Genomic DNA, 24,433 nt, shown 5'->3' on the forward strand with positions numbered 1-24,433 from the left:
GTACCGCCGCGCAGAGAGGATCGTCAATGACTCTTGATGGGATTGTGAAGCCTTTCAGCCTCGACTGTCAGCGCGATGCTGCACGGCTGCCGCGCGCGCCCTCATCCGGAGCATCTTCGTCCAGCAGTCGGGTGAAGTCGTCCGAGGGCAGCGCCTGCGAAACCAGGAAGCCCTGCACCTGGTTGCAGCCGAGCTGGCGCAGCGCGGCCAGATCGGCATCGCTCTCCACGCCCTCGGCAACGATGGTCAGGCCGAGCTGGTTGGCCAGCGCGATCACGGTGGTCAAGGTCAGGTGCAGGGCGGGATCGCGCGCGCAGCCGCTGACCAGCGCCCGATCGATCTTGACCTCGGTGAAGGGGGTGTTGACCAGGTTGTGCACCGAGCTCAGGCCTTGGCCGAAGTCGTCCTGGGCCAGGCCGAACCCCTTCATCCGCAGCCGGCACGCGCCTGCATAGAAGTCGCTCACGTGGCGGGTGGTGCTGTTCTCCATCAGTTCGAAGCACAGGTCAGCCGGGTTGCCGCCGGCGGCCAGGGTCAATGCCAGCAGCTCATCGGGAAGATCGGACTGCTCCAGCAGATGCGGCGGCAGGTTGATCGATACCGGCACGCGGAATCCCTGGGAGCGCCAGCGCGCCTGCGCCTGGATGCTGGCGGTGAGCATCGCGCGCAGCAGTTCGCCCTCCAGGCCATGACGGCACAGTGCCGGCAGGAAGCTTCCAGGCGCCAGTGTTCCGAGCTGCGGATGGCGCCAGCGCACCAGTGCTTCGGCGGCAACCACGCGCCCGGACTGCAACGACTTCTTCGGCTGGAACCAGGCAGTCAGGCTGCCGTCGGCCAGCGCCTGCCGCAGCTGCACCGCGTCCGGCTCGGGAGTCAGCGCGGCCGGGCTGGTGCGTACGGCTGGCCGGGTCTGCGCCAGTGCATCGAGCAGCGCATCAACATCGCTGGCGGCGACCGGCTTGGCCAACAGGCCGACCACGTCCAGGCCCAGTGATTCAGCCATCAACCGCGCCGAACTCATCATCCGCCGCGAGGCTGCGCTGACCACGGCAAGCCGAGGCGGACGCGGCTGCGCGGCCAGTGCCTGGATGAACTGGATGCCATCCTGGCCGGGCATCAACAGATCGCTCACCACCAGGTCATAGGCCTGGCAGGCACACAGGGCGATAGCCGCATCGACGTCTTCGCAGGCGTCGACCTGCACGCCGGCGCGCGCGCTGAACAGATTGACGAGATAGCCGCGTTGGAACGGCTGGTCTTCCAGGATCAGGACACGGCGGGTCATGCAGGATCTCCTTGGCGAACGGCGGAAAGCGCCTGACGCAGGCGTGCGATGTCGATGGGTTTGCTCAGATAGCCCTGCATGCCACTGGCCAGGCAGCGCTCGCGCTCCTCGGCGGTAGCGTTGGCGGTGGCGCCGATCACCGGCAGCAGAACGCCCTCCGCCCGCAGCCGGCGCGCCAGGGTGTGGCCGTCCATGCGCGGCATGTTGATGTCGGTGACCACAAGGTCGAAGTCATGGGCCTGGCACAGCTGCAACGCCTCGACACCATCCTGCGCAAGCTCCACCTCGCAGCCCAGGGCCTGCAGCTGTTCGGCCAGGATCACCCGGTTGATGGGATTGTCTTCCACGGCCAGCACCCGCAGTCCCAGCGGGCCTGGCTGCACATCGCGCGCTGCGGTCGGCAGCGTTGCGCATTGGCGCTGCTGGCGTGCCACCGCCAAGGCGATCGAGGACATGCCATGCAGGGTGACCAGCAGCGCGCCATCGGCGGCAGGTGCCGGTTGGTCGCCCCCATCGATCGAGGCCAACACCCGCGGTCCCTGCCAGGCCAACGGCTGTTCCGCCTCGCCATCCATCAGGATCGCGCCGGCGTGGTCGAGCAGGGCAGGATCGCCCTGCAGCGGCTGCGCATTGGCACCCCAGCGGCGCAGCCAGCCACAGGCACTATCGACCAGCTCGCGATCGCGGCCGCGCACGTAGACCGGCGGTTCGGCCAGCAACGCGGGGCCATCCTCGGTCGCCGCCAGCACCGGCAAGGGCAGGCGCACGGTGAAACTGCTGCCCAGTCCCGGCTCGCTGACCACGCGCAGTTCGCCACTCATCAAGCGCACCAGGCGGTCGCTGATCGACAGGCCCAGCCCGGTGCCCTGCGCACTGGCAGCGCCACGGACCTGACGGAAGGGCTCGAACAGGCGTGCCTGTTCCTCGGTGGCGATGCCCACGCCGGTATCGGTGACCTGCCAGGCCAGCACGCTCGACTCGCCTTCGCGCTGCACCAGTCGTACGCGCAGCACCACCCGGCCATGCTCGGTGAACTTGATGGCATTGCTGAGCAGGTTGCCCAGCACCTGGCGGATCCGGTCGGCATCACCGAGCACCCGTGTCGGCAACCGGGGATCGGTGCAGACCAGTACCTGCAGGCCCTTGCGCGTCGCCGCAGCGGCGAAGCTGCGCAGCACGCTCTCGGTCAGCTCGCGCGGCGAGAACGATGCCGGCTCCAGGCTCAGCTGGCCCGACTCGATCTTGGACACATCCAGCACGTCGCTGATCAGTTGCAGCAGCACCGACGAGGAACTCTCGATGGTGCGCAGGTACTGCGACTGGCGCGCATCCAGGGGCGTGCGGCCGAGCAGCTCCAGCGTGCCAAGCACCCCGTACAGCGGCGTGCGGATCTCATGGCTCATGGTCGCCAGGAACGCGCTCTTGGCCTGGTTGGCGGCGTCGGCTGCCTGCCGCGCCGAGGACAGCGCCGCCTGCGCCTGGCGATGGCGTGAGATGTCATGGAACACGCACAGCAGCACGTCGTCATCCTGGTAACGGCAGGCCGCATGCAGCACCTGCAGCTGGCGACCGTCGCGTGCGGTGAACTCCAGCCCGCGACCGCGTTCGCCGGCATGCCCGCGCCACGGTGCCTGCCAATCGCTGTCCGTGCCTTCCTCGCCCAGCCAGTCGCGCAGCAACTGGTTGGACAGCAGCAGCTGGCGGTCGCTGCGGCGCAGGACACAGATGCCGACCGGCGCCAGGTCTATCACCGTGGAACTGAAATCCAGGCTTTCCAGCAGGCGCCGGTGCTGCAGCAGGGCCGGCTGGATCAACTGGCGGTCGACGCGATGCCGCAGCAGGCGCAGCGCGATGCCCGCCAGCAGCAGCGACGCACTGCTGATCAGCAGCGAGGTCGCCATGTCGCCGAGCAGCAGGCGTGGAGGCAGGTGATAGACCAGCCGCCAGCCGTCATTGCCTACGCCCTTCACCAAGGCCACGCCGCGTGGCAGGCCTGTGCTCCAGAGCACGCCGAAACTGTCGTCCTGGCGCTGCTGCAGTGCTTTCCAGCCTGCGCTGTCCAGGCGCGGAGCCAGGCTCGACAGGGCGGGCTGCCCGTCGCGGTCCAGCAGAGCGTAGCCGCCGATGCCCTGGCCATCGATCATGTCCGAGGCGGCCGCACTGTCCAGCAGCAGCATCAACCACTGGCCCGGTTGCGGTCCGGCCTGTACCGGTTGTGCCAGAGCGACCCCGGCGTCGCCCGCGCGCAGCCAGTACACCGGGTCGGTACCGGCAAGCGTGCCGCTGCGCTGCCGCAGTACGTGCAGCGTGGGCAGGCCGGCGATGTCCACGTCGGCCTGGCCGCCGGCCAGCCAATGCGTTCCCTGCGCGTCCACCAGCAGCAGATGGGTCTGCAGGGTCTGCAGCGTGTGTTCTGCGCGCGGCGACAGCAGCAGGCGCTGGCCCGGCTTTCCACCCGGCCCGTCCAACGGCAGCTGGCGTACGCCCTCGCTGGACGGCGCCGACGGATCACCCACCACCACCGAATCGCCCAGATAGCGCAGCAGGGCCTCACGCTGGTCGAAGTAGATCTGCGCCCTGTACGCGGCGGCATTCATGTCGCGGCGGTGGCTGGAGATATCTTCGGTCAACGCGGTCAGCAGGTAGAAGCCGGTGGCGGCAGCCAGGCACAGGAACACGCACACCGTCAGCCAGCGCAGCAGCACCGAAGCGGTGGTCGGCGGTGCGACCAGGGGCAGGGAAGGGCGAGGGAATCGGAACATGCACCGATCCTAGGGAGGACGGTCACCCGCCCGGAATCAGCCATGTCCTAAAAAGCGGCGCGCCCGCCGTGGGGGCCGCCGCCGGCGGGGAACCGTTCAGGCTGGGGCAGCGGCTGGCGGTCAAAAAAAGACCCCCGCCGAAGCGGGGGTCTGTGGCGAGCCACCAGCAGGGCGTCCTTACAGCGCGCTGCCACCGAACTTGTGGGTGTACTGCAGGTTGATGGTACGGCCGACGCTGTCGAACCAGGACACGTCGTAGTACGGGTACGCCGTATAGGTCTTGTCCTTCGGCGGCATCTTGTTGAACACATTGACCACCGACAGCGACAACCGCGAGTGATCGTCGAAGCGGTACTGCAGCGAAGCGTTGTAGCGGTAGGTCGCCTTGATCCACGGGCTGTCGCCGCTTTCCTCGTCGAACACCTGGTCGTAGCTGTCCGAGGTCGGCAGCTTGCCCAGGCGCGAGCCGTACACGGTGGCCGACCAGGCGTCCTTTTCCCAGGTCACGCTGACGCTGGTCTTGGTGCGGGGAATATCGAAGCCGCTGTTGATCGCGAACTGGTCTTCGGTCACATCGCCGGCATAGCGCTGGAAGTCATGCTTCTTCACCCAGGTGTGGGTGCCATTGAAGATGAAGTCGCCGATGCCGGTCTGCAGGCGGTAGCGCAGGCCGACGTCGATGCCGGAGGTGGACTCGCGCGCCACGTTGATCGGATTGACGTGCACACCGTACAGACGGCCGTCGGCGGTGCGGGTGATGCGGGCCAGGGCATCCACGCAGGTCGGCGAACCGATGTCGGCGCTGCCCAGGCGGCAGTTCGCTTCGCTGGCCAGGATCGTACGCACGTCCATGTCCTGCACCTGGTCGCGCATGTCGATGTTGAACCAGTCGGCCGACAGGTCCAGGCCGGTGGCCGGCGACCACACGAAGCCCGCGCTCCAGGAGGTGCTGGTTTCCGGTTCCAGCTCGCGGTTGCCACTGCGGCTGCGGATCACGTTGCGCTCGTAATCGGCGCAATCATCGGCGGCGTCGGCGCGGCAGTTGTACAGATCTTCCGCGCTGGTCTCGTCGTTGCCCGGGCCGGCGAACACATAGTGCAGGTCCGGCGCACGGAACGCGGTGCCGTACGAGCCGCGCACCAGCAGCGTGTCGATCGGGCGCCATTCCAGGCCGCCGCTCCAGGTCGCCTTGCCGATGGTGTGGCCCGAATAGCGATACTGGTCGTAACGGCCGGCCACGCTCAGGTTGACCGTCTCATGCAGCGGCATGCGCAGCTCGGCGGCAGTCGCCCAGCGGTTGCGCGAGCCCTTGCCGTCCGAATCCTTCCAGCTGTAGTAGTAATAGCCGGTCGCCAGCGGGTCCGGGTTGAGCGCGTAGGCCTGCTGCCCCACTTCCACCGTCGCGGCAAAGCCGGCATCGCCACCGGGCAGGGTGAACAGCGACCCATTGGTCAGGGTCAACGCAGCCGTCTCGGTGCGCGACTTCGGCGTATAGGTGGTGCGTGCGGCGATCGAATCGTACTCGGCACGGGTCAGCGGCCGGTACAGGCGCGACGGATCGGCGTTGTAGATCGGGAAGCCGTCCTCGTCCTCGCCCAGCTGCGGGCCCAGGAACAGGTCGTTGGCCTTGGATGCGATGATCTGCGCCCAGCTGATCCGCGACTGGTACTGCGAATGGCTCAGTGCTGCTTCGTAGTCCCAGTTGCCGGTCAGGTTGCCCTTGAAGCCGGTGGTCACGCTGAAGGTCTTCTGCGTGCTGCGCACCATCGCATTGTCCAGCCCGCCCATTTCCTCGGGCGAGAACTGGCGCTGCCAGAACTCGATCTCGCCGGTGGCTTCATTGTTGAAGTAGCCCGACTCATCGCCGTCGGCGGCCATGCGGCCCCACTTGGTGACATCGCGCATCAGCGACATCGTGTGGTAGCCCAGCTGCACGTCGGCGAACCACTGCTGGCCGTTGTCGAAGTCGTAGCTGAGCGAGGCATAGCCGTTGGCGCCGCGGCGCTTGCTGAGGATCGTGCCGTAGCCGATCGAGCTGTCGCTGCCGCAGTAGTAGCCGTAGCGTGGACGGAACGCGCGGTAGGTGCTGCCCTGGTTCTGCCCGGCCAACGCCTCGCAGGTCGCCGCGCCCGGGTCCAGGTAGTCATCGTTGTAATCGGTGCGCAGGTAGGAACGACGGGCGATGCGCGCGCCTTCGGTCGGGCCGTCCTGCGTCGAGTCCTGGATGTCGCGGTCGTAGGCCCACAGCGGCGTCTGCGACTGCAGTTCGACGCTGTACACCGCGTTGAAGTTGCCGCTGCTGAAGCCGCTGGCCAGGCTCATGTCGAACGACTCACCACCGCCTTCGGTGGTGGTGCCCATGCGCATGTCGATGGTGGTGCCATCGGCCTTCTTCTTCAGGATGAAATTGACCACGCCGGCGATTGCATCCGAGCCGTAGATCGCCGACGCGCTGCCGGTCAGCACTTCAATGCGGTCGATCATGCCCAGCGGAATGTTGGACACATCGGTGAAGTTGCTGCGGCCCTTGAACGGCATCGGGAAGTCGGCGATGCGACGGCCGTTGACCAGCACCAGGGTGTGGTTCGGGCCCAACCCGCGCAGGTCGACCTGCTGCGCACCCGGCGAGAAATCGGCCCCGCCGGAGGACTGCTGGCTCTGCGTCTCACCGCCGTTCTGGGTCATCGCGCGCAGCACGTCCGGCACGGTGGTGAAGCCGCTGGAGCGGATCTGCTCTGCGTTGATGACAGTGATCGGCGCCGGTCCTTCCACCTGGGCGCGCGGGATGCGTGAGCCGGTCACCTGCACCGCATCCAGCTGTTGTACCGAAGAGGAAGCGGGAGTCTGTGCCGCCGCCGAAGCAGCAACGCCCATCAACGCCAGCTGGATCGACCACGCCATCGCCTGTCTACGCATGAGAAATTCTCGGAAGTAATGCCGGCCCACAGAGGAGGGGCCCTGTCCCCCATTCACATTTCAGGAATGGGCGCGCGCATTTAACGCCTTTTTCATGTCCTTGACTACTGGGGATATGTCTGGCAAAGAGTGAAAACGGTTGCAGGTCGTTTTTGTTCAGGGAGATCAAAATGCGACGCCTTCGCTACGGGCTGCGTGGCCCGCTCATCGCCTTGCTGCTGTCGGCGCTCTTCTGGTCATCGCCAGCGGCGGCACAGGAACTGATGGACCCGGGCTTCGCCTACTACGAAGTGGGCGATCTGGATGCACCGCGGCCTGGCCCGCGAGCCCCCGCGATGATGCTGATGGGCGGTGGAGAATGGGTGCCTGAAGCCTTCCAGTGGTGGCTGCGCCAGGCCGGCAATGGCCGTGTGCTGATCCTGCGCGCCTCCGGCACCGATGAGCTGCAGGACCGTCTGTACCGGGAGATTGGCGGCACCACCGCCGTGCAGACCCTGGTGTTCGACAACCGCCGCGGCGCCGATGACCCGGCCGTGCTGCGGGTCGTGGCCGCGGCCGATGCGATCTTCATCGCCGGCGGCGATCAGTCCCGCTACATCCGCTTCTGGAAAGGCACCGCGCTCAATCGCGCGCTGAATGCCCACGTGCGCGCCGGCAAGCCGATTGCCGGCACCAGCGCCGGGCTGGCCATCCTCGGCGGCTACGCCTATGGCGCGCTGGACGGCGGCAGCATCGATTCGGCCAGCGCCATGGCCGACCCGATGGGCGAGGCGGTGACCCTGGACCGCGGCTTCCTGCAGTTGCCCTACCTGCAGCGGGTGGTCACCGACACCCACTTCGACAAGCGCGACCGTCTCGGCCGCCTGATCGTGTTCGTGGCCCGCGCCGCGCATGACAGTGGTGACCCGGACATGGTCGGCATCGGCGTCGACGAAGACACGGCCCTGTGCGTGGAGCCTGACGGCCAGGCCCAGGTCTACAGTGCCGACGGCGAAGGCAAGGTCTGGGTGGTCAGCCCCGGACGCGATGCCGACCGGCTGGTGGAAGGCGAACCGCTGCGCTTCCATGCGGTACCGGTCACCGTGGTTGCCAGCGGCAGTCGCATGCGCCTGGATGACCTGCAGGCCGACGCGGCCTACCAGGCTTTGGCTGAAATCAGCGATGGCGAGATTGAAGTCGTCCGCCAATGATCCGGTAGCGCCGGGCCATGCCCGGCGGATGCCGCCGCGCTGTGCCTTCCACCAGGCATGGCCCGACGCTACCGTGCAATCCAATCCTTGTCCTGCTGGAGATCTGCTTCCATGAAACTGCGCCTGGCGCTGTCCGCGCTGTTGTCCCTGCCACTGCTGGCCCAGGCCGCACCCACCGCATCACCGCTGCTGGTCATCCACGGCGGTGCCGGGGTGGAGCGCAAGGATCTCTCCGCGGCAGAAGAACAGGCCGCGCGCGCTGCGCTGAAGGCGGCATTGCTGAAGGGCCATGCCGAACTTGCAGCCGGGCGTCCGGCACTGGCGGCGGTGACCGCGGCCATCACCGTGCTCGAGGATGATCCGACCTTCAACGCGGGCAAGGGCGCGGTGTTCACCCACGAAGGCCGCAATGAACTGGACGCGGCGGTGATGGACGGTGCCACCCAGGCGGCCGGAGCAGTGGCCGGCGTGCAGCGCGTGCGCAACCCGATCCTCCTCGCGCAGGCGGTGATGCAGAAGTCCAGGCACGTGATGATGGTGGGGCAGGGCGCCGAAGCCTTCGCCACCGAGCAGGGCGTGACCCTGGTCGACACCTCCTACTTCCGCACCGACAAGCGCTGGCAGCAGCTGCAGCGTGCATTGAAGGAAGAAGCGAGCGGGCAGGCGCATGCCGACCTGGAAACCGCAAAGCACTTCGGCACGGTCGGTGCGGTCGCCCTGGATGCACAGGGGCATCTTGCTGCAGGCACCTCCACCGGCGGCATGACCAACAAGCGCTATGGACGTGTCGGCGATTCGCCGATCATCGGTGCCGGCACCTGGGCCGATGCGCGTTGTGCGGTGTCGGGTACCGGTTGGGGCGAGTACTACATCCGTACCGCGGCAGCCCATGAGATCTGCGCGCGCATGCGCTACCTCGGTCAGTCGCCGGAACAGGCGGGCAAGGGCGTGATCAACGACGCGATTCCGCAGATGGGCGGCGACGGCGGGGCGATCGTGCTCTCTGCAGATGGAAAAGCGGCAGCGCCGTTCAACACCCAGGGCATGTATCGGGGCTGGATCGGGGCCGATGGCGTTGCCCATGTGGCCATCTTTGCCGACGAGACAATCGCGCTGCCTTGAGCAGACCCTTGCGTATCAAGGGGTTTGCGACGCGCGTGAAAAAAAGTGAAAAAAAGCGTTGACAGACCCCCGCTTCATCTCCAGAATTGCGGGCTCACCACCACACACCGCAACGCTTCGGCGGCACGGAATGGGGTGGTAAGGAGGGATACCCAAGCGGCCAACGGGGGCAGACTGTAAATCTGCTGGCTTACGCCTTCGGTGGTTCGAATCCACCTCCCTCCACCAGCTTCACGTTGTGGCACATTCCCGGTGCGGGAGTAGTTCAATGGTAGAACCTCAGCCTTCCAAGCTGATGGTGCGGGTTCGATTCCCGTCTCCCGCTCCATTGAATGAACTTTGAATATTATCGAGTTCATGCCATAATGCAAAACTCGCTCACATAGCTCAGTCGGTAGAGCACTTCCTTGGTAAGGAAGAGGTCGAAGGTTCGATTCCTTTTGTGAGCACCATCTTCAGCACCACACCAGACGAATTCGAGATAAGCAGCCATGGCCAAGGGTAAGTTCGAGCGCACCAAGCCGCACGTCAATGTCGGCACCATCGGTCACGTCGACCACGGCAAGACCACGCTGACCGCCGCACTGACCAAGATCGGTGCCGAGCGCTTTGGTGGCGAGTTCAAGGATTACTCCGCGATCGACGCCGCGCCGGAAGAAAAGGCACGTGGCATCACGATCTCGACCGCGCACGTCGAATACGAATCCACCGTTCGTCACTACGCCCACGTCGATTGCCCGGGCCATGCTGACTACGTCAAGAACATGATCACCGGTGCTGCCCAGATGGACGGCGCGATCCTGGTGTGCTCGGCCGCTGACGGCCCGATGCCGCAGACCCGCGAGCACATCCTGCTGTCGCGTCAGGTTGGCGTGCCGTACATCGTCGTGTTCCTGAACAAGGCCGACATGGTTGACGATGCCGAGCTGCTGGAACTGGTCGAAATGGAAGTTCGCGAGCTGCTGAGCAAGTACGACTTCCCGGGCGACGACACCCCGATCATTTCGGGTTCGGCCCGCCTGGCGCTGGAAGGCGACCAGAGCGACATCGGCGTGCCGGCCGTCATCAAGCTGGTCGAGGCGCTGGACACCTGGATCCCGACCCCGGAGCGTGACGTCGACAAGGCATTCCTGATGCCGGTCGAAGACGTGTTCTCGATCTCGGGTCGCGGCACCGTGGTGACCGGTCGTATCGAGCGCGGCGTGATCAAGGTTGGCGAAGAAATCGAAATCGTCGGCATCCGTCCGGTGCAGAAGACCACCGTGACCGGCGTGGAAATGTTCCGCAAGCTGCTGGACCAGGGTCAGGCAGGCGACAACGCAGGTCTGCTGCTGCGCGGCACCAAGCGTGACGACGTCGAGCGTGGCCAGGTTCTGGCCAAGCCGGGTTCGATCAAGCCGCACACCAAGTTCGACGCCGAAGTGTACGTGCTGTCGAAGGACGAAGGCGGCCGTCACACCCCGTTCTTCAAGGGCTACCGTCCGCAGTTCTACTTCCGTACCACCGACATCACCGGTGCGGTCGAGCTGCCGGAAGGCGTCGAGATGGTGATGCCGGGCGACAACGTGAAGATGGTTGTCACCCTGATCAACCCGGTCGCCATGGACGCCGGCCTGCGCTTCGCAATCCGCGAAGGTGGCCGTACCGTCGGTGCTGGCGTGGTTGCCAACATCCTCGAGTAAGCCTGCATGCCGGCGGTCGCATAGCGCTGCCGGTCTGGCGAGTGGCGGGCCGGGAACCTCGGTCCGCCTTCGCCGTCTAAGGGAAGGCAAGTTTTCAACGTACGCCAGTAGCTCAATTGGCAGAGCAGCGGTCTCCAAAACCGCAGGTTGGGGGTTCGAGTCCCTCCTGGCGTGCCATCTGCCCACCTTACCGAGCGGCCCTGCCGCTAAAGCAGACACAGCCTGATGAATAGCAAGATCGAACATTCCAAGGACACCTCCGCGCAAGGCGGGGATATCGTCAAGTACGTCCTCGCATCGTTGCTGGTGCTGGCAGGTCTGTTCGTCTGGTTCTGGTTCTCCGCCGACTCCGGTCGCGCTGCCCAGCTGGGCGCGTGGGCGGGTCAGCTGCGTGCGTTGGCGGTCGTGGTCGGCCTGGTTGGCGGTATCGGCGTGTTCATGCTGACCGGCAAGGGGCGCGACACCCGCGAATTCCTCTCCGAGTCGCGCTTTGAACTGCGTAAAGTGGTCTGGCCGACCCGCCAGGAAGCCATTCGCATGACCTGGGTGGTGATTGTCGTCGTCCTGATTCTCAGCTTGCTGCTGGGCGGGTTCGACTTCCTCATCCAGAAACTGACTCAGTGGTTCCTGAGCCGCTAAGGAGAAATGCATGAAGCGTTGGTACGTCGTTCACGCCTATTCGGGCTTCGAGAAGTCGGTGGCGCAGGCTCTGCGCGATCGCATCGTCCGTGACGGCATGGAAGAGCGCTTCGGCGACGTCCTGGTTCCGACCGAGGAAGTGATCGAAATGCGCGCCGGCCAGAAGCGCCGTTCCGAGCGCAAGTTCTTCCCCGGTTACGTGCTGGTCCAGATCGAGACCCACGAAGAAGCCGGTATTCCGCGCATCGACAACGAAAGCTGGCATCTGGTCAAGGAAACCCCGCGCGTCATGGGCTTCATCGGCGGAACCGCCGATCGTCCGCTGCCGATCGCCGACTCCGAGGCCGAGGCGATCCTGAACCGTGTCCAGGAAGGCGTCGAGAAGCCGCGTCCGAAGGTGTTGTTCGAGCCGGGCCAGATGGTCCGCGTCACCGAGGGGCCGTTCAACGACTTCAATGGTGTCGTCGAAGAGGTCAATTACGAGAAGAGCCGTCTGCGCGTCTCGGTGTTGATCTTCGGTCGCGCCACCCCGGTCGAGCTTGAGTTCGGTCAGGTCGAAAAGGCCGTCTGATCTGCATTCATATGCCGCTTCAGGCATGTGAAGAAAAAACCTGATATGCTGCGCGGCTCCCGTTGGGAAGCTGGCGGGACGAGGCCACCGAAAGGTGGCCTTCGGCATGATTTCAAAACGCGATGCCGGGACGCGTGATTCCCGGTCCGATGGGGAGCCTGTTGTCGCAAGGCGCTAGCACCCGGAGAGTACTCACATGGCAAAGAAAGTTGTCGGTTATATCAAGCTGCAGGTGAAGGCCGGTCAGGCCAACCCCTCGCCGCCGGTCGGTCCTGCGCTGGGTCAGCGCGGCCTGAACATCATGGAATTCTGCAAGGCCTTCAATGCCGCCACGCAGAAGCTCGAGCCGGGTCTGCCGGTTCCGGTGATCATCACGGCCTATTCGGACCGTACGTTCACCTTCATCACCAAGAGCACTCCGGCCACCACCCTGCTGAAGAAGGCCGCTGGCATCTCGTCGGGCTCCAAGCGCCCGAACACCGAGAAGGTCGGCAAGGTCACCCGTAAGCAGCTGGAAGAGATCGCCAAGGCGAAGGAACCGGATCTGACTGCCGCCGACCTGGACGCCGCCGTGCGTACCATCGCTGGCTCTGCCCGTTCCATGGGCCTCGTGGTGGAGGGTTAAGAAGATGGCACAGACCAAGCGTGAGAAGGCCATCAAGGCCGCTATCGTTCCGGGCAAGGCATACGCCTTCGAGGACGCAATCAACATCCTGAAGACCGCCACCAAGGCCAAGTTCGTCGAGTCGATCGACGTTGCTGTGCGCCTGGGCGTCGACGCGAAGAAGTCCGACCAGCAGGTCCGTGGCTCCACCGTGCTGCCGGCTGGTACCGGCAAGTCGGTCCGCGTCGCTGTCTTCGCTCCGGCCGGTGCCAAGGCTGATGAAGCCCTGGCCGCTGGCGCCGAAGCCGTCGGTATGGACGACCTGGCCGAGAAGATGCAGGCCGGCGATCTGAACTACGACGTCGTGATCGCGACCCCGGACGCTATGCGCGTTGTCGGTAAGCTGGGTACCGTGCTGGGCCCGCGCGGCCTGATGCCGAACCCGAAGGTCGGCACCGTCTCCCCGAACCCGGGTGAGGCTGTGAAGAATGCCAAGTCGGGTCAGGTGCGTTACCGCACCGACAAGGCCGGCATCATCCACTGCACCATCGGCAAGGCCGACTTCGCCGAAGACGCGCTGAAGTCGAACCTGACCGCGCTGCTGCTGGACCTGATCAAGGCCAAGCCGGCCACCTCGAAGGGCACCTACCTGCAGAAGGTTTCGGTCAGCTCGACGATGGGCCCGGGCGTCACCGTCGACCAGTCGTCGCTGAGCCTGAAGTAATCGTTTCAAGCGGTCGCGGGTCCCTCGGGTCCCGCGACCGTGACATTTGAAGGCATCGCCGGCAACCCATCGCCGGTGGTAGCCGTCAAAGACCGCAGGTGCGGTCGTGGCATGCCGGCGACGGGCACGGAAGCTCGATTTGGCAGGGAGTCGCCGCCGGAGCAGTCACGAACGCTTAATCGATTCCCCGGAATCACCCTGCGTAGATGGTGCCCTTCTGGAGTTTTTCTGGTTCACGCACGTCTGGGGTTACCCAGGTTGGCCCACTCCAGGTCTAGAACGGCCCACCCCCCGGAACATCATTCCGATGTTCCCGGCGTCCAGGACGGATGCCGCACAGGACCGCACACGGCAGGAGCCGTAAGCGGAGTTCAATCGGAGGAGTGCAATGGCTCTCAATCTGTCCCAGAAGCAAGAAGTAGTCGCGGAGCTGGCAGACATCGCCGCCAAGGCCCACTCCTTGATCGCAGCCGAATACGCTGGCACCACGGTCGCTCAGATGACCGCGATGCGTAAGCAGGCTCGTGAAACCGGCGTTTTCTTGAAAGTTGTCAAGAACACCCTGGCGTCGCGTGCCGTTGAAGGCACCGAGTTCGCAGTCGCACAGGACCAGATGGTTGGTCCGCTGCTGTACGCGTTCTCGCTCGAGGAGCCCGGTGCTGCCGGTCGCCTGATCAAGGATGCCGCCAAGGGCAACGACAAGCTTAAGGCCAAGGTCGTCGCAATCGGTGGTGAAGTGTTCCCGGCAAGCCATGTCGACGTGTTGGCCTCGCTGCCGACCCGCGACCAGGCCCTGGCAATGCTGGCACGCGTCCTGACCGAGCCGGTCACGATGTTCGCCCGCGCCATCAAGGCAATCGGCGACAAGCAGAATGGTGGCGACGTCGCCGCCGACGCTGCTGAACCGGCCGCCGAGACCGCCTGAGTTTCGACTAATCGTGGTTCCTGACGGAACCTCAATCCAGAAAAACATCCAAAGGTAATTATCATGTCCCTTACCAACGAACAGATCGTCGACGCCATCGCCGAGAAGTCCCTGATGGAAGTGATGGAGCTGGTCAAGGCCATCGAAGAGAAGTTCGGCGTCTCCGCCGCTGCTCCGGTCGCCGCTGCTGTGGCTGGCCCGGCTGCCGTCGTTGAAGAGCAGACCGAATTCGTCGTCACCCTGAAGACCGCTGGCGACAAGAAGGTCGAAGTCATCAAGGCCGTCCGCGCCATCACCGGCCTGGGCCTGAAGGAAGCGAAGGACCTGGCCGAAGCCGGCGGCGTCCTGAAGGACAACGCTTCGAAGGACGAAGCCGAGAAGATGAAGAAGGACCTGGAAGCTGCTGGCGCGACTGTCGAAGTCAAGTAAGCACTTCCATTGCGTCGCCATCGAAATCCGGCGATGCAGCCAAGGCTGGGGGCGTAAGCCCCCGGCCTTTGGTCGTTGTTGTAGGCCCGGCCAATCGTGGCGCGGTTCTACGGAAATACGGTGAAAAAGCCCAACACGGGCTGCGGTCAAACCCTGGCCGGCCAGCGCAACGCGCGGCGGCGGGGGAGTGGATGCAGACGAGTTGGCAGTTGGAAGTAGCGGGAGAAGGCGTGCTGGTGCCGGCAATACCAGCGACTTCCAACTGACAATTTCAAGTTCCCTTCGGGTCGTGGGCGCACGACTCGCACAACAAGGTGGAAGACCTCATGACGTCCTATTCGTTCACCGAAAAAAAGCGTATCCGCAAGGATTTCGGCAAGCAGCGTTCGATTCTCGAAGTGCCGTTCCTGCTCGCCATCCAGGTGGATTCCTACCGTGAATTCCTGCAGGAAAACGTCGATCCGGCCAAGCGCACGGACCACGGCCTGCACGCTGCACTGAAGTCGGTCTTCCCGATCGCCAGCTACAGCGGCAATGCTGCCCTGGAATACGTCGGCTACAAGCTGGGCGATCCGGTCTTCGACGAGCGTGAGTGCCGTCAGCGTGGCATGAGCTACGGTGCGCCGCTGCGCGTGACCGTGCGCCTGGTGATCTACGACCGCGAGTCGTCGACCAAGGCCATCAAGTACGTGAAGGAGCAGGAGGTCTACCTCGGCGAAATCCCGCTGATGACCGACAACGGCACCTTCATCGTCAACGGCACCGAGCGCGTCATCGTCTCGCAGCTGCACCGCTCGCCGGGCGTGTTCTTCGACCACGACCGTGGCAAGACCCACAGCTCGGGCAAGCTGCTGTACAGCGCCCGCATCATTCCTTACCGCGGCTCCTGGCTGGACTTCGAGTTCGACCCGAAGGACGCGCTGTTCACCCGTATCGACCGTCGCCGCAAGCTGCCGGTGTCGATCCTGCTGCGTGCGCTTGGCTACAGCAACGAAGAGATGCTGGCCGAGTTCTTCGAGATCAACACCTTCCACATCAACCCGGATGAAGGCGTCCAGCTGGAGCTGGTGCCCGAGCGCCTGCGCGGCGAAACCCTGGGCTTCGACCTCGCCGACGGCGACAAGGTCATCGTGGAAGCCGGCAAGCGCATCACCGCGCGCCACATCAAGCAGCTGGAAGCCTCGGGCATCGCCGCCCTGGCCGTGCCGGACGACTACATCGTCGGCCGCATCCTGTCGCACGACGTGGTCGATGCCTCCACCGGCGAACTGCTGGCCCAGGCCAACGACGAAATCACCGACGAACAGCTGCAGGCCTTCCGCAAGGCCGGCGTCGATGCCGTGGGCACCCTGTGGGTGAACGACCTGGATCGTGGCCCGTACCTGTCCAACACCCTGCGCATCGATCCGACCAAGACCCAGTTGGAAGCCCTGGTCGAGATCTACCGCATGATGCGTCCGGGCGAGCCGCCGACCAAGGATGCCGCGCAGAACCTGTTCCACAACCTGTTCTTCACTTTCGAGCGCTACGACCTGTCCGCAGTCGGCCGCATGAAGTTCAACCGTCGCGTGGGCCGCAAGGAAACCACCGGCGAAGCCGTGCTGTACGACCGCAAGTACTACGGCGAGCGCAACGACGAAGAGTCCAAGCGCCTGGTTGCCGCCCACGGCGACAGCTCGGACATCCTGGACGTGATCAAGGTCCTGACCGAGATCCGCAACGGTCGCGGCGTGGTCGATGACATCGATCACCTGGGCAACCGTCGCGTGCGTTCGGTCGGTGAAATGGCCGAGAACGTGTTCCGCGTGGGCCTGGTCCGCGTCGAGCGCGCGGTCAAGGAACGCCTGTCGATGGCCGAGTCGGAAGGCCTGACCCCGCAGGAGCTGATCAACGCCAAGCCGGTGGCTGCGGCGATCAAGGAATTCTTCGGCTCCTCGCAGCTGTCGCAGTTCATGGATCAGAACAACCCGCTGTCGGAAGTCACGCACAAGCGTCGCGTCTCGGCCCTGGGCCCGGGCGGCCTGACCCGTGAGCGCGCCGGCTTCGAAGTGCGCGACGTGCACCCGACCCATTACGGCCGCGTCTGCACCATCGAAACGCCGGAAGGCCCGAACATCGGCCTGATCAACTCGCTGGCCGTGTACGCCCGCACCAACCAGTACGGTTTCCTCGAGACCCCGTACCGCAAGGTCGTGGACGGCAAGGTCTTCGACGAAGTCGAGTTCCTGTCGGCCATCGAAGAAAACGAGTACGTCATCGCCCAGGCCAACGCCCTGACCGATGCCAACAGCGTGCTGACCGAGCAGTTCGTCCCCTGCCGTTACCAAGGCGAATCGCTGCTGAAGCCGCCGGCGGAAGTCCACTTCATGGACGTCTCGCCGATGCAGACCGTGTCGATCGCGGCCGCGCTGGTTCCGTTCCTGGAGCACGATGACGCCAACCGCGCACTGATGGGCGCCAACATGCAGCGTCAGGCCGTGCCGACCCTGCGTGCGCAGAAGCCGCTGGTCGGTACCGGCATCGAGCGCGCCGTGGCGCGTGACTCGGGCGTGACCGTGAACGCCCGTCGTGGTGGTGAGATCGTACAGATCGACGCCGCCCGCATCGTGGTCAAGGTCAATGAAGCCGAGATCACCGACGCGTCCGACGCCGGCGTGGACATCTACAACCTGATCAAGTACACCCGCTCCAACCAGAACACCTGCATCAACCAGCGTCCGCTGGTGGAAGTGGGCAACGTGGTGGCGCGTGGCGACGTGCTGGCCGATGGTCCGTCCACCGACATCGGTGAACTGGCCCTGGGCCAGAACATGCTGATCGCCTTCATGCCGTGGAACGGCTACAACTTCGAAGACTCCATCCTGCTCTCCGAGCGCGTGGTGGAAGAGGATCGCTACACCACGATCCACATCGAAGAGCTGACCTGCGTTGCGCGTGACACCAAGCTGGGGCCGGAGGAAATCTCGGCCGACATCCCGAACGTTTCCGAGCAGGCGCTGAACCGTCTGGACGAAAGCGGCGTGGTGTACATCGGTGCCGAAGTCCGCGCCGGCGACATCATGGTCGGCAAGGTCACCCCGAAGGGCGAAAGCCAGCTGACCCCGGAAGAGAAGCTGCTGCGCGCGATCTTCGGCGAGAAGGCTTCGGACGTGAAGGACAGCTCGCTGCGCGTGCCGCCGGGCATGGACGGCACCGTCATCGACGTGCAGGTCTTCACCCGCGACGGCATCGAGAAGGACAAGCGCGCCCGTCAGATCGAAGAGTCTGAAATCAAGCGCGTCAAGAAGGACTTCGACGACCAGTTCCGCATCCTGGAAGCAGCCATCTATGCCCGTCTGCGTTCGCAGATCGTCGGCAAGGTGGTCAACGGTGGCGCCGGCCTGAAGAAGGGCGACGTCATCTCCGACGCCTACCTGGATGGCCTGAAGAAGGCCGACTGGTTCGTGCTGCGCATGAAGGACGAGGACGCCGCCGAAGCCATCGAGCGCGCACAGAAGCAGATCCAGGCGCACGAGAAGGAATTCGAGCGTCGCTTCGCCGACAAGCGCGGCAAGATCACCGCTGGCGACGACCTCGCCCCGGGCGTGCTGAAGATGGTCAAGGTGTTCCTGGCAGTGAAGCGCCGCATCCAGCCGGGCGACAAGATGGCAGGCCGCCACGGCAACAAGGGTGTGGTGTCCAACGTGGTGCCGGTCGAGGACATGCCGTACATGGCCTCGGGCGAAACCGTGGACATCGTGCTGAACCCGCTGGGCGTGCCGTCGCGTATGAACATCGGGCAGATCCTGGAAGTGCACCTGGGCTGGGCAGCCAAGGGTCTGGGTCGCAAGATCCAGGCAATGCTGGAAGCCCAGGCCGCGGTCGCCGACCTGCGCAAGTTCCTGGACGACATCTACAACCACGATGACACCAACGTGGCCAACCGTGTCGACCTGTCGCAGTTCAGCGACGAGGAACTGCTGCGCCTGGCCCGCAACCTGTTCGACGGCGTGCCGATGGCAACGCCGGTGTTCGACGGTGCCACCGAAGCGGAAATCAAGCGCATGCTGGAACTGGCCGACCTGCCGAGCAGTGGCCAGACCCAGCTGTATGACGGCCGCACCGGTGAAGCCTTCGATCGCCACACCACCGTTGGCTACATGCACTACCTGAAGCTGAACCACCTGGTCGACGACAAGATGCACGCCCGTTCGACCGGTCCGTACTCGCTCGTCACCCAGCAGCCGCTGGGCGGCAAGGCGCAGTTCGGCGGCCAGCGCTTCGGTGAAATGGAAGTCTGGGCGCTGGAAGCCTACGGCGCGGCCTACACCCTGCAGGAAATGCTGACGGTGAAGTCCGATGACGTGCAGGGCCGCAACCAGATGTACAAGAACATCGTCGACGGTGAGCACGAGATGGTCGCGGGCATGCCGGAATCCTTCAACGTCTTGGTGAAGGAAATCCGCTCGCTGGCCATCAACATGGAACTGGAAGACAACTGATCCATGCCGGCGCGGCGGCCACCGCCGCCGCGCCGCTGGCAGTGAACTGAAAGCCCATCGACACAGCATTCCTCCTTCTGGAGAACACCATGAAAGACCTGCTCAACCTCTTCAACCAGCAGCGCCAGACGCTGGACTTCGACGCGATCAAGATCGCGCTGGCTTCGCCGGACCTGATCCGTTCGTGGTCCTTCGGCGAAGTGAAGAAGCCGGAAACCATCAACTACCGTACCTTCAAGCCGGAACGTGACGGCCTGTTCTGCGCCGCCATCTTCGGACCGGTCAAGGACTACGAGTGCCTGTGCGGCAAGTACAAGCGCATGAAGCACCGCGGCGTGGTCTGCGAGAAGTGCGGCACCGAAGTGACCCTGGCCAAGGTGCGTCGCGAGCGCATGGGCCACATCGACCTGGCCTCGCCGGTCGCGCACATCTGGTTCCTGAAGTCGCTGCCGTCGCGCATCGGCCTGATGCTGGACATGACCCTGCGCGATATCGAGCGCGTGCTGTACTTCGAAGCCTACGTGGTGACCGAGCCGGGCCTGACCGCCCTGGAGCGCCGCCAGCTGCTGACCGAAGAACAGTACCTGCAGGCCCGCCAGGAGCATGGCGACGACTTCGACGCCGCCATGGGCGCCGAGGCCGTGTACGAACTGCTGCGCACCATCGACCTGCAGTCGGAAATGACCCGCCTGCGCGAAGAGATCGCCAGCACCGGTTCGGAAACCAAGCTGAAGCGACTGACCAAGCGCATCAAGCTGATCGAAGCCTTCCTGGAATCGGGCAACCGTCCGGAGTGGATGGTCATGACCGTCCTGCCGGTGCTGCCGCCGGACCTGCGTCCGCTGGTTCCGCTGGATGGTGGCCGCTTCGCGACCTCCGATCTGAACGACCTGTACCGCCGTGTCATCAACCGCAACAACCGCCTGCGCCGCCTGCTCGAACTGAGCGCGCCGGACATCATCGTGCGCAATGAAAAGCGCATGCTGCAGGAATCGGTCGATGCGCTGCTGGACAACGGCCGTCGCGGCCGTGCCATCACCGGCACCAACAAGCGCCCGCTGAAGTCGCTGGCCGACATGATCAAGGGCAAGCAGGGTCGCTTCCGTCAGAACCTGCTCGGCAAGCGCGTGGACTACTCGGGCCGTTCGGTCATCGTGGTCGGTCCGTACCTGCGCCTGCACCAGTGCGGCCTGCCGAAGAAGATGGCGCTTGAGCTGTTCAAGCCGTTCGTGTTCGCCAAGCTGCAGCGTCGTGGCCTGGCCACCACCATCAAGGCCGCCAAGAAGCTGGTCGAGCGCGAAGAAGCCGAAGTCTGGGACATCCTGGAAGAGGTCATCCGCGAGCATCCGGTGATGCTGAACCGTGCGCCGACCCTGCACCGTCTGGGCATCCAGGCCTTCGAGCCGGTCCTGATCGAAGGCAAGGCCATCCAGCTGCACCCGCTGGTCTGCACCGCGTTCAACGCCGACTTCGACGGTGACCAGATGGCCGTCCACGTGCCGCTTTCGCTGGAAGCCCAGCTGGAAGCGCGTGCGCTGATGATGTCCACCAACAACATCCTGTCGCCGGCCAACGGCGAGCCGATCATCGTGCCGTCGCAGGACGTCGTGCTGGGTCTGTACTACATGACCCGCTCGCTGGAAAACAAGAAGGGCGAGGGCATGGCCTTCGCCAACATCGCCGAAGTCAAGCGCGCCTACGACAACCGCGTGGTGGAACTGCACGCGCGCGTCAAGGTCCGCATCACCGAGGTGGTGACCGACGAGGAAGGCAACAAGCAGAGCAAGACCTCGATCGTGGATACCACCATCGGTCGCGCCCTGCTGGCTGAAATCCTGCCGGAAGGCCTGCCGTTCGCGCTGGCCAACACCGAGCTGACCAAGAAGAACATCAGCCGCCTGATCAACTCCAGCTACCGCCAGCTGGGTCTGAAGGACACGGTCGTGTTCGCCGACAAGCTGATGTACACCGGCTTCGCCTACGCGACCCGCGCCGGCGTCTCGATCGGCATCGACGACATGCTGATCCCGGACGAGAAGAAGGGCATCCTCACCGAGGCCGAAGCCGAAGTGCTGGAAATCCAGGAGCAGTACCAGTCGGGCCTGGTCACCGCCGGCGAGCGCTACAACAAGGTGGTCGACATCTGGTCGCGCACCAATGAGCGCATCGCCAAGGCGATGATGGACACCATCGGTACCGAGAAGGTCATCAATGCCAAGGGCGAGACCATCGACCAGAAGTCGATGAACTCCCTGTACATCATGGCCGACTCCGGTGCACGAGGCAGCCAGGCGCAGATCCGTCAGCTGGCCGGCATGCGTGGCCTGATGGCCCGTCCCGATGGCTCGATCATCGAGACGCCCATCAAGGCGAACTTCCGCGAAGGCCTGAACGTGCAGGAGTACTTCAACTCCACCCACGGTGCCCGTAAGGGTCTGGCCGATACCGCGCTGAAGACCGCGAACTCGGGTTACCTGACCCGTCGTCTGGTCGACGTGGCGCAGGACGTGGTGATCACCGAGGTGGATTGCGGTACCACCGAAGGCCTGATCATGACCCCGATCGTTGAAGGCGGCGACGTGGTCGAGCCGTTGAAGGATCGCGTGCTGGGTCGCGTGGTTGCCGAGGACGTGTTCCTGCCGGGCAACGACGAAGATCCGATCGTCACCCGCAACACCCTGCTCGACGAAGCCTGGGTCGCCAAGCTTGAAGAGGCCAGCGTGCAGACCATCAAGGTCCGCTCGACGATCTCCTGCGAATCGGCCTTCGGCGTCTGCGCTCGCTGCTACGGCCGCGATCTGGCCCGTGGCCACCTGGTCAACATCGGTGAAGCGGTCGGCGTCATCGCTGCGCAGTCCATCGGTGAGCCGGGTACCCAGCTGACCATGCGTACGTTCCACATCGGTGGTGCGGCATCGCGAGCTGCTGCGGTCGACAACATCACCGTCAAGACCACCGGCTCGGTCAAGTTCAGCAACCTCAAGTCGGTTGCCCATGCCAACGGCTCGCTGGTCGCGGTGTCGCGCTCGGGTGAAATGTCGGTGCTCGATGCGCACGGCCGTGAGCGTGAGCGTTACAAGCTGCCGTACGGTGCGACCATCACCTCCAAGGACGGTGATGCGGTCAAGGCTGGGCAGACCGTGGCCAACTGGGATCCGCATAACCATCCGATCGTTTCGGAAGTGGCCGGTTTCATCCGCTTCATCGACTTCGTCGACGGCATTACCGTCATCGAGAAGACCGATGAGCTGACCGGCCTGGCGTCGCGCGAAATCACCGACCCGAAGCGCCGCGGCGCCCAGGCGAAGGATCTGCGCCCGATCGTCCGCATCGTCGATGGCAAGGGCAACGACCTGTCGATTCCGGGCACCGACCTGCCGGCGCAGTACCTGCTGCCGCCGCGCTCGATCGTCAACCTGCAGGACGGCGCTGCCGTCGGCGTGGGTGACGTGGTTGCCAAGATCCCGCAGGAAGCGTCGAAGACCCGCGACATCACCGGTGGTCTGCCGCGCGTGGCCGATCTGTTCGAAGCCCGCAAGCCGAAGGATCCGGCGGTGCTGGCCGAGCGTTCGGGCATCATCAGCTTCGGCAAGGACACCAAGGGCAAGCAGCGCCTGATCATCAAGGACACCGATGGTTCGGAACACGAAGAGCTGATTCCGAAGTACCGTCAGGTCATCGTGTTCGAAGGTGAGCACGTGACCAAGGGCGAAACCATCGTCGACGGCGAGCCGAGCCCGCAGGACATCCTGCGTCTGCTGGGTGTCGAGCCGCTGGCCGCCTACCTGGTCAAGGAAATCCAGGACGTGTACCGCCTGCAGGGCGTGAAGATCAACGACAAGCACATCGAGGTGATCACCCGCCAGATGCTGCGCAAGGTCGAGATCACCGATCAGGGCAGCAGCAAGTTCCTGAACGGCGAACAGGTCGAGCGCCAGCGCGTCATCGAGGAAAATGCACGCCTGACCACCCGCAACGAGCTGATTGCTCGCTTCGATCCGGTCCTGCTGGGCATCACCAAGGCATCGCTGGCTACCGAATCGTTCATCTCGGCTGCTTCCTTCCAGGAAACCACCCGCGTGCTGACCGAGGCTGCCGTCCGCGGCACCAAGGACAACCTGCGCGGCCTGAAGGAAAACGTGATCGTCGGCCGTCTGATTCCGGCCGGTACCGGTCTGACCTACCACGCCAACCGCCGCCGCAATGCGAGCGGGCTGACGGACTCGGAAATGCAGACCCTGGCCGGTACCCCGGCAGCTGCAGCCGCCGTGGCCGTGACAGCACCGGAAGTGGTGGTGGAGTCGACCGACGCCGAGCAGGCCGAGGATTGATCGGCCGGTCCGGCTCAGGCCGGACCTCGATCGGGCAGGGGGCGGCCATCGGCCGGTCCCTGCTTCATGGTCCGGCTCCGTGCCGGACACGTATCACGCAGGACCCGCCTCGGCGGGATCTGCACTCGAGGGCCCAGGCCGCTGGTCTGTTCGCCGTCGATGAGGTAGGATGCCGCCCCGGCCCAGCGATGGGTCGGGCGACAACCTGAACGGGGGGCATGGAGAAGGCTCCCCTGTAACGGCCCTGGATCAGGGCTGGCTTGGCGCGTGCGCATTTGACCGCGTTTTCGCCAGGTTGCTACAATCGTCTGTCTCAGCAGGCCGGTTTTTCGCCTGCTCGCACATATCCGCATTCATGGCCGGTTTTTTTCGGCCTCTCTCAGAAGAACATACTGATGGCGACGATCAATCAGCTTGTCCGCAAGCCGCGGCAGGCAACCACTTATAAGAGCGCCTCGCCGGCTCTCGAAAAGTGCCCCCAGCGCCGTGGCGTCTGCACGCGCGTTTACACCACTACTCCGAAGAAGCCGAACTCGGCCCTTCGCAAGGTTGCCAAGGTTCGCCTGACCAACCAGGAAGAAGTGATTTCCTACATCGGCGGTGAAGGCCACAACCTGCAGGAGCACTCCGTGGTCCTGATCCGTGGCGGTCGCGTCAAGGATCTGCCGGGTGTGCGTTACCACACCGTTCGTGGTTCGCTCGACGCCTCTGGCGTTGCCAAGCGTCGCCAGGGCCGTTCCAAGTACGGCGCCAAGCGTCCGAAGAGCTAAGG

General features: G+C 64.7%; 15 protein-coding genes and 4 tRNA genes. 16 read left to right on the forward strand and 3 right to left on the reverse strand.

Annotation, left to right across the window (positions count from 1 at the left end):
• Positions 1 to 67 precede the first annotated feature (67 nt).
• The 3 genes from CR918_RS02140 to CR918_RS02150 all read right to left on the reverse strand — a co-directional run bounded on the left by CR918_RS02140 (position 68) and on the right by CR918_RS02150 (position 6,963).
• Entirely contained in the window at positions 68 to 1,285 is a 1,218-nt protein-coding gene (locus CR918_RS02140; protein ID WP_099841958.1) for an EAL domain-containing response regulator, read from the reverse strand.
• Positions 1,282 to 4,047, reverse strand: coding sequence for a response regulator (locus tag CR918_RS02145; protein WP_099841959.1), 2,766 nt, complete (start codon positions 4,045 to 4,047; stop codon positions 1,282 to 1,284). Before CR918_RS02145 ends, CR918_RS02140 begins: the two co-directional genes overlap by 4 nt.
• 177 nt (positions 4,048 to 4,224) lie before the next feature.
• Positions 4,225 to 6,963, reverse strand: a complete 2,739-nt coding sequence (locus CR918_RS02150; protein WP_099841960.1) for a TonB-dependent receptor plug domain-containing protein — start codon at positions 6,961 to 6,963, stop codon at positions 4,225 to 4,227.
• Between the two features lie 170 nt (positions 6,964 to 7,133).
• Here CR918_RS02150 and CR918_RS02155 point away from each other — a divergent pair, with 170 nt between their 5' ends.
• The 16 genes from CR918_RS02155 to rpsL all read left to right on the forward strand — a co-directional run bounded on the left by CR918_RS02155 (position 7,134) and on the right by rpsL (position 24,431).
• Complete coding sequence (locus tag CR918_RS02155; protein WP_025879157.1) at positions 7,134 to 8,153, forward strand: cyanophycinase; 1,020 nt, start codon at positions 7,134 to 7,136, stop codon at positions 8,151 to 8,153.
• Positions 8,154 to 8,264: 111 nt separating this feature from the next.
• Positions 8,265 to 9,275, forward strand: coding sequence for an isoaspartyl peptidase/L-asparaginase family protein (locus CR918_RS02160; RefSeq protein WP_099841961.1), 1,011 nt, complete (start codon positions 8,265 to 8,267; stop codon positions 9,273 to 9,275).
• Between the two features lie 142 nt (positions 9,276 to 9,417).
• A tRNA-Tyr gene (locus tag CR918_RS02165) sits at positions 9,418 to 9,503 on the forward strand.
• A gap of 26 nt (positions 9,504 to 9,529) precedes the next feature.
• Positions 9,530 to 9,603, forward strand: a tRNA-Gly gene (locus CR918_RS02170).
• 48 nt (positions 9,604 to 9,651) lie between these two features.
• Positions 9,652 to 9,727, forward strand: a tRNA-Thr gene (locus CR918_RS02175).
• A 39-nt stretch (positions 9,728 to 9,766) separates the two neighbouring features.
• Positions 9,767 to 10,957, forward strand: coding sequence for an elongation factor Tu (tuf, locus tag CR918_RS02180; RefSeq protein ID WP_032977440.1), 1,191 nt, complete (start codon positions 9,767 to 9,769; stop codon positions 10,955 to 10,957).
• 101 nt (positions 10,958 to 11,058) lie between these two features.
• Positions 11,059 to 11,134: transfer RNA gene (locus tag CR918_RS02185), tRNA-Trp, on the forward strand.
• Between the two features lie 48 nt (positions 11,135 to 11,182).
• Positions 11,183 to 11,596 carry a preprotein translocase subunit SecE gene (gene secE / locus CR918_RS02190; RefSeq protein WP_099841962.1) on the forward strand — a complete coding sequence of 138 codons (414 nt, stop codon included), beginning with the start codon at positions 11,183 to 11,185 and terminating at the stop codon, positions 11,594 to 11,596.
• A 10-nt stretch (positions 11,597 to 11,606) separates the two neighbouring features.
• Positions 11,607 to 12,167 (forward strand): transcription termination/antitermination protein NusG, encoded by a 561-nt coding sequence (gene nusG, locus CR918_RS02195; protein WP_025879350.1) that lies wholly within the window; start codon positions 11,607 to 11,609, stop codon positions 12,165 to 12,167.
• A gap of 196 nt (positions 12,168 to 12,363) precedes the next feature.
• Positions 12,364 to 12,792, forward strand: coding sequence for a 50S ribosomal protein L11 (gene rplK / locus CR918_RS02200; protein WP_004145248.1), 429 nt, complete (start codon positions 12,364 to 12,366; stop codon positions 12,790 to 12,792).
• A 4-nt stretch (positions 12,793 to 12,796) separates the two neighbouring features.
• Positions 12,797 to 13,495 (forward strand): 50S ribosomal protein L1, encoded by a 699-nt coding sequence (gene rplA / locus CR918_RS02205; RefSeq protein WP_025879349.1) that lies wholly within the window; start codon positions 12,797 to 12,799, stop codon positions 13,493 to 13,495.
• Between the two features lie 388 nt (positions 13,496 to 13,883).
• The gene (gene rplJ / locus CR918_RS02215; protein ID WP_025879348.1) at positions 13,884 to 14,420 is read left to right on the forward strand and encodes a 50S ribosomal protein L10; all 537 of its coding nucleotides are present in this window, start codon (positions 13,884 to 13,886) and stop codon (positions 14,418 to 14,420) included.
• A 63-nt stretch (positions 14,421 to 14,483) separates the two neighbouring features.
• Entirely contained in the window at positions 14,484 to 14,849 is a 366-nt protein-coding gene (gene rplL / locus CR918_RS02220) for a 50S ribosomal protein L7/L12 (protein ID WP_025879347.1), read from the forward strand.
• Between the two features lie 326 nt (positions 14,850 to 15,175).
• Positions 15,176 to 19,330 carry a DNA-directed RNA polymerase subunit beta gene (rpoB, locus tag CR918_RS02225; RefSeq protein ID WP_025879346.1) on the forward strand — a complete coding sequence of 1,385 codons (4,155 nt, stop codon included), beginning with the start codon at positions 15,176 to 15,178 and terminating at the stop codon, positions 19,328 to 19,330.
• Positions 19,331 to 19,419: 89 nt separating this feature from the next.
• Entirely contained in the window at positions 19,420 to 23,661 is a 4,242-nt protein-coding gene (gene rpoC / locus CR918_RS02230; RefSeq protein WP_099841963.1) for a DNA-directed RNA polymerase subunit beta', read from the forward strand.
• 395 nt (positions 23,662 to 24,056) lie between these two features.
• Positions 24,057 to 24,431 carry a 30S ribosomal protein S12 gene (gene rpsL, locus CR918_RS02235; RefSeq protein ID WP_025879344.1) on the forward strand — a complete coding sequence of 125 codons (375 nt, stop codon included), beginning with the start codon at positions 24,057 to 24,059 and terminating at the stop codon, positions 24,429 to 24,431.
• Positions 24,432 to 24,433: the final 2 nt, after the last annotated feature.

Origin of the sequence: Stenotrophomonas indicatrix (assembly GCF_002750975.1) — a bacterium.
Lineage (GTDB): Bacteria > Pseudomonadota > Gammaproteobacteria > Xanthomonadales > Xanthomonadaceae > Stenotrophomonas > Stenotrophomonas indicatrix.

Excerpts from the sequence above, each read along its gene's own strand:
- secE (WP_099841962.1), top strand. The coding sequence starts at position 11,183 with ATGAATAGCAAGATCGAACATTCCAAGGACACCTCCGCGCAAGGCGGG.
- rplK (WP_004145248.1), top strand. The coding sequence starts at position 12,364 with ATGGCAAAGAAAGTTGTCGGTTATATCAAGCTGCAGGTGAAGGCCGGT.
- CR918_RS02145 (WP_099841959.1), bottom strand. The coding sequence starts at position 4,047 with ATGTTCCGATTCCCTCGCCCTTCCCTGCCCCTGGTCGCACCGCCGACC.
- rpsL (WP_025879344.1), top strand. The coding sequence starts at position 24,057 with ATGGCGACGATCAATCAGCTTGTCCGCAAGCCGCGGCAGGCAACCACT.
- rpoC (WP_099841963.1), top strand. The coding sequence starts at position 19,420 with ATGAAAGACCTGCTCAACCTCTTCAACCAGCAGCGCCAGACGCTGGAC.
- CR918_RS02140 (WP_099841958.1), bottom strand. The coding sequence starts at position 1,285 with ATGACCCGCCGTGTCCTGATCCTGGAAGACCAGCCGTTCCAACGCGGC.
- rplJ (WP_025879348.1), top strand. The coding sequence starts at position 13,884 with ATGGCTCTCAATCTGTCCCAGAAGCAAGAAGTAGTCGCGGAGCTGGCA.
- nusG (WP_025879350.1), top strand. The coding sequence starts at position 11,607 with ATGAAGCGTTGGTACGTCGTTCACGCCTATTCGGGCTTCGAGAAGTCG.
- tuf (WP_032977440.1), top strand. The coding sequence starts at position 9,767 with ATGGCCAAGGGTAAGTTCGAGCGCACCAAGCCGCACGTCAATGTCGGC.
- CR918_RS02160 (WP_099841961.1), top strand. The coding sequence starts at position 8,265 with ATGAAACTGCGCCTGGCGCTGTCCGCGCTGTTGTCCCTGCCACTGCTG.
- rplL (WP_025879347.1), top strand. The coding sequence starts at position 14,484 with ATGTCCCTTACCAACGAACAGATCGTCGACGCCATCGCCGAGAAGTCC.
- CR918_RS02150 (WP_099841960.1), bottom strand. The coding sequence starts at position 6,963 with ATGCGTAGACAGGCGATGGCGTGGTCGATCCAGCTGGCGTTGATGGGC.
- rplA (WP_025879349.1), top strand. The coding sequence starts at position 12,797 with ATGGCACAGACCAAGCGTGAGAAGGCCATCAAGGCCGCTATCGTTCCG.
- CR918_RS02155 (WP_025879157.1), top strand. The coding sequence starts at position 7,134 with ATGCGACGCCTTCGCTACGGGCTGCGTGGCCCGCTCATCGCCTTGCTG.
- rpoB (WP_025879346.1), top strand. The coding sequence starts at position 15,176 with ATGACGTCCTATTCGTTCACCGAAAAAAAGCGTATCCGCAAGGATTTC.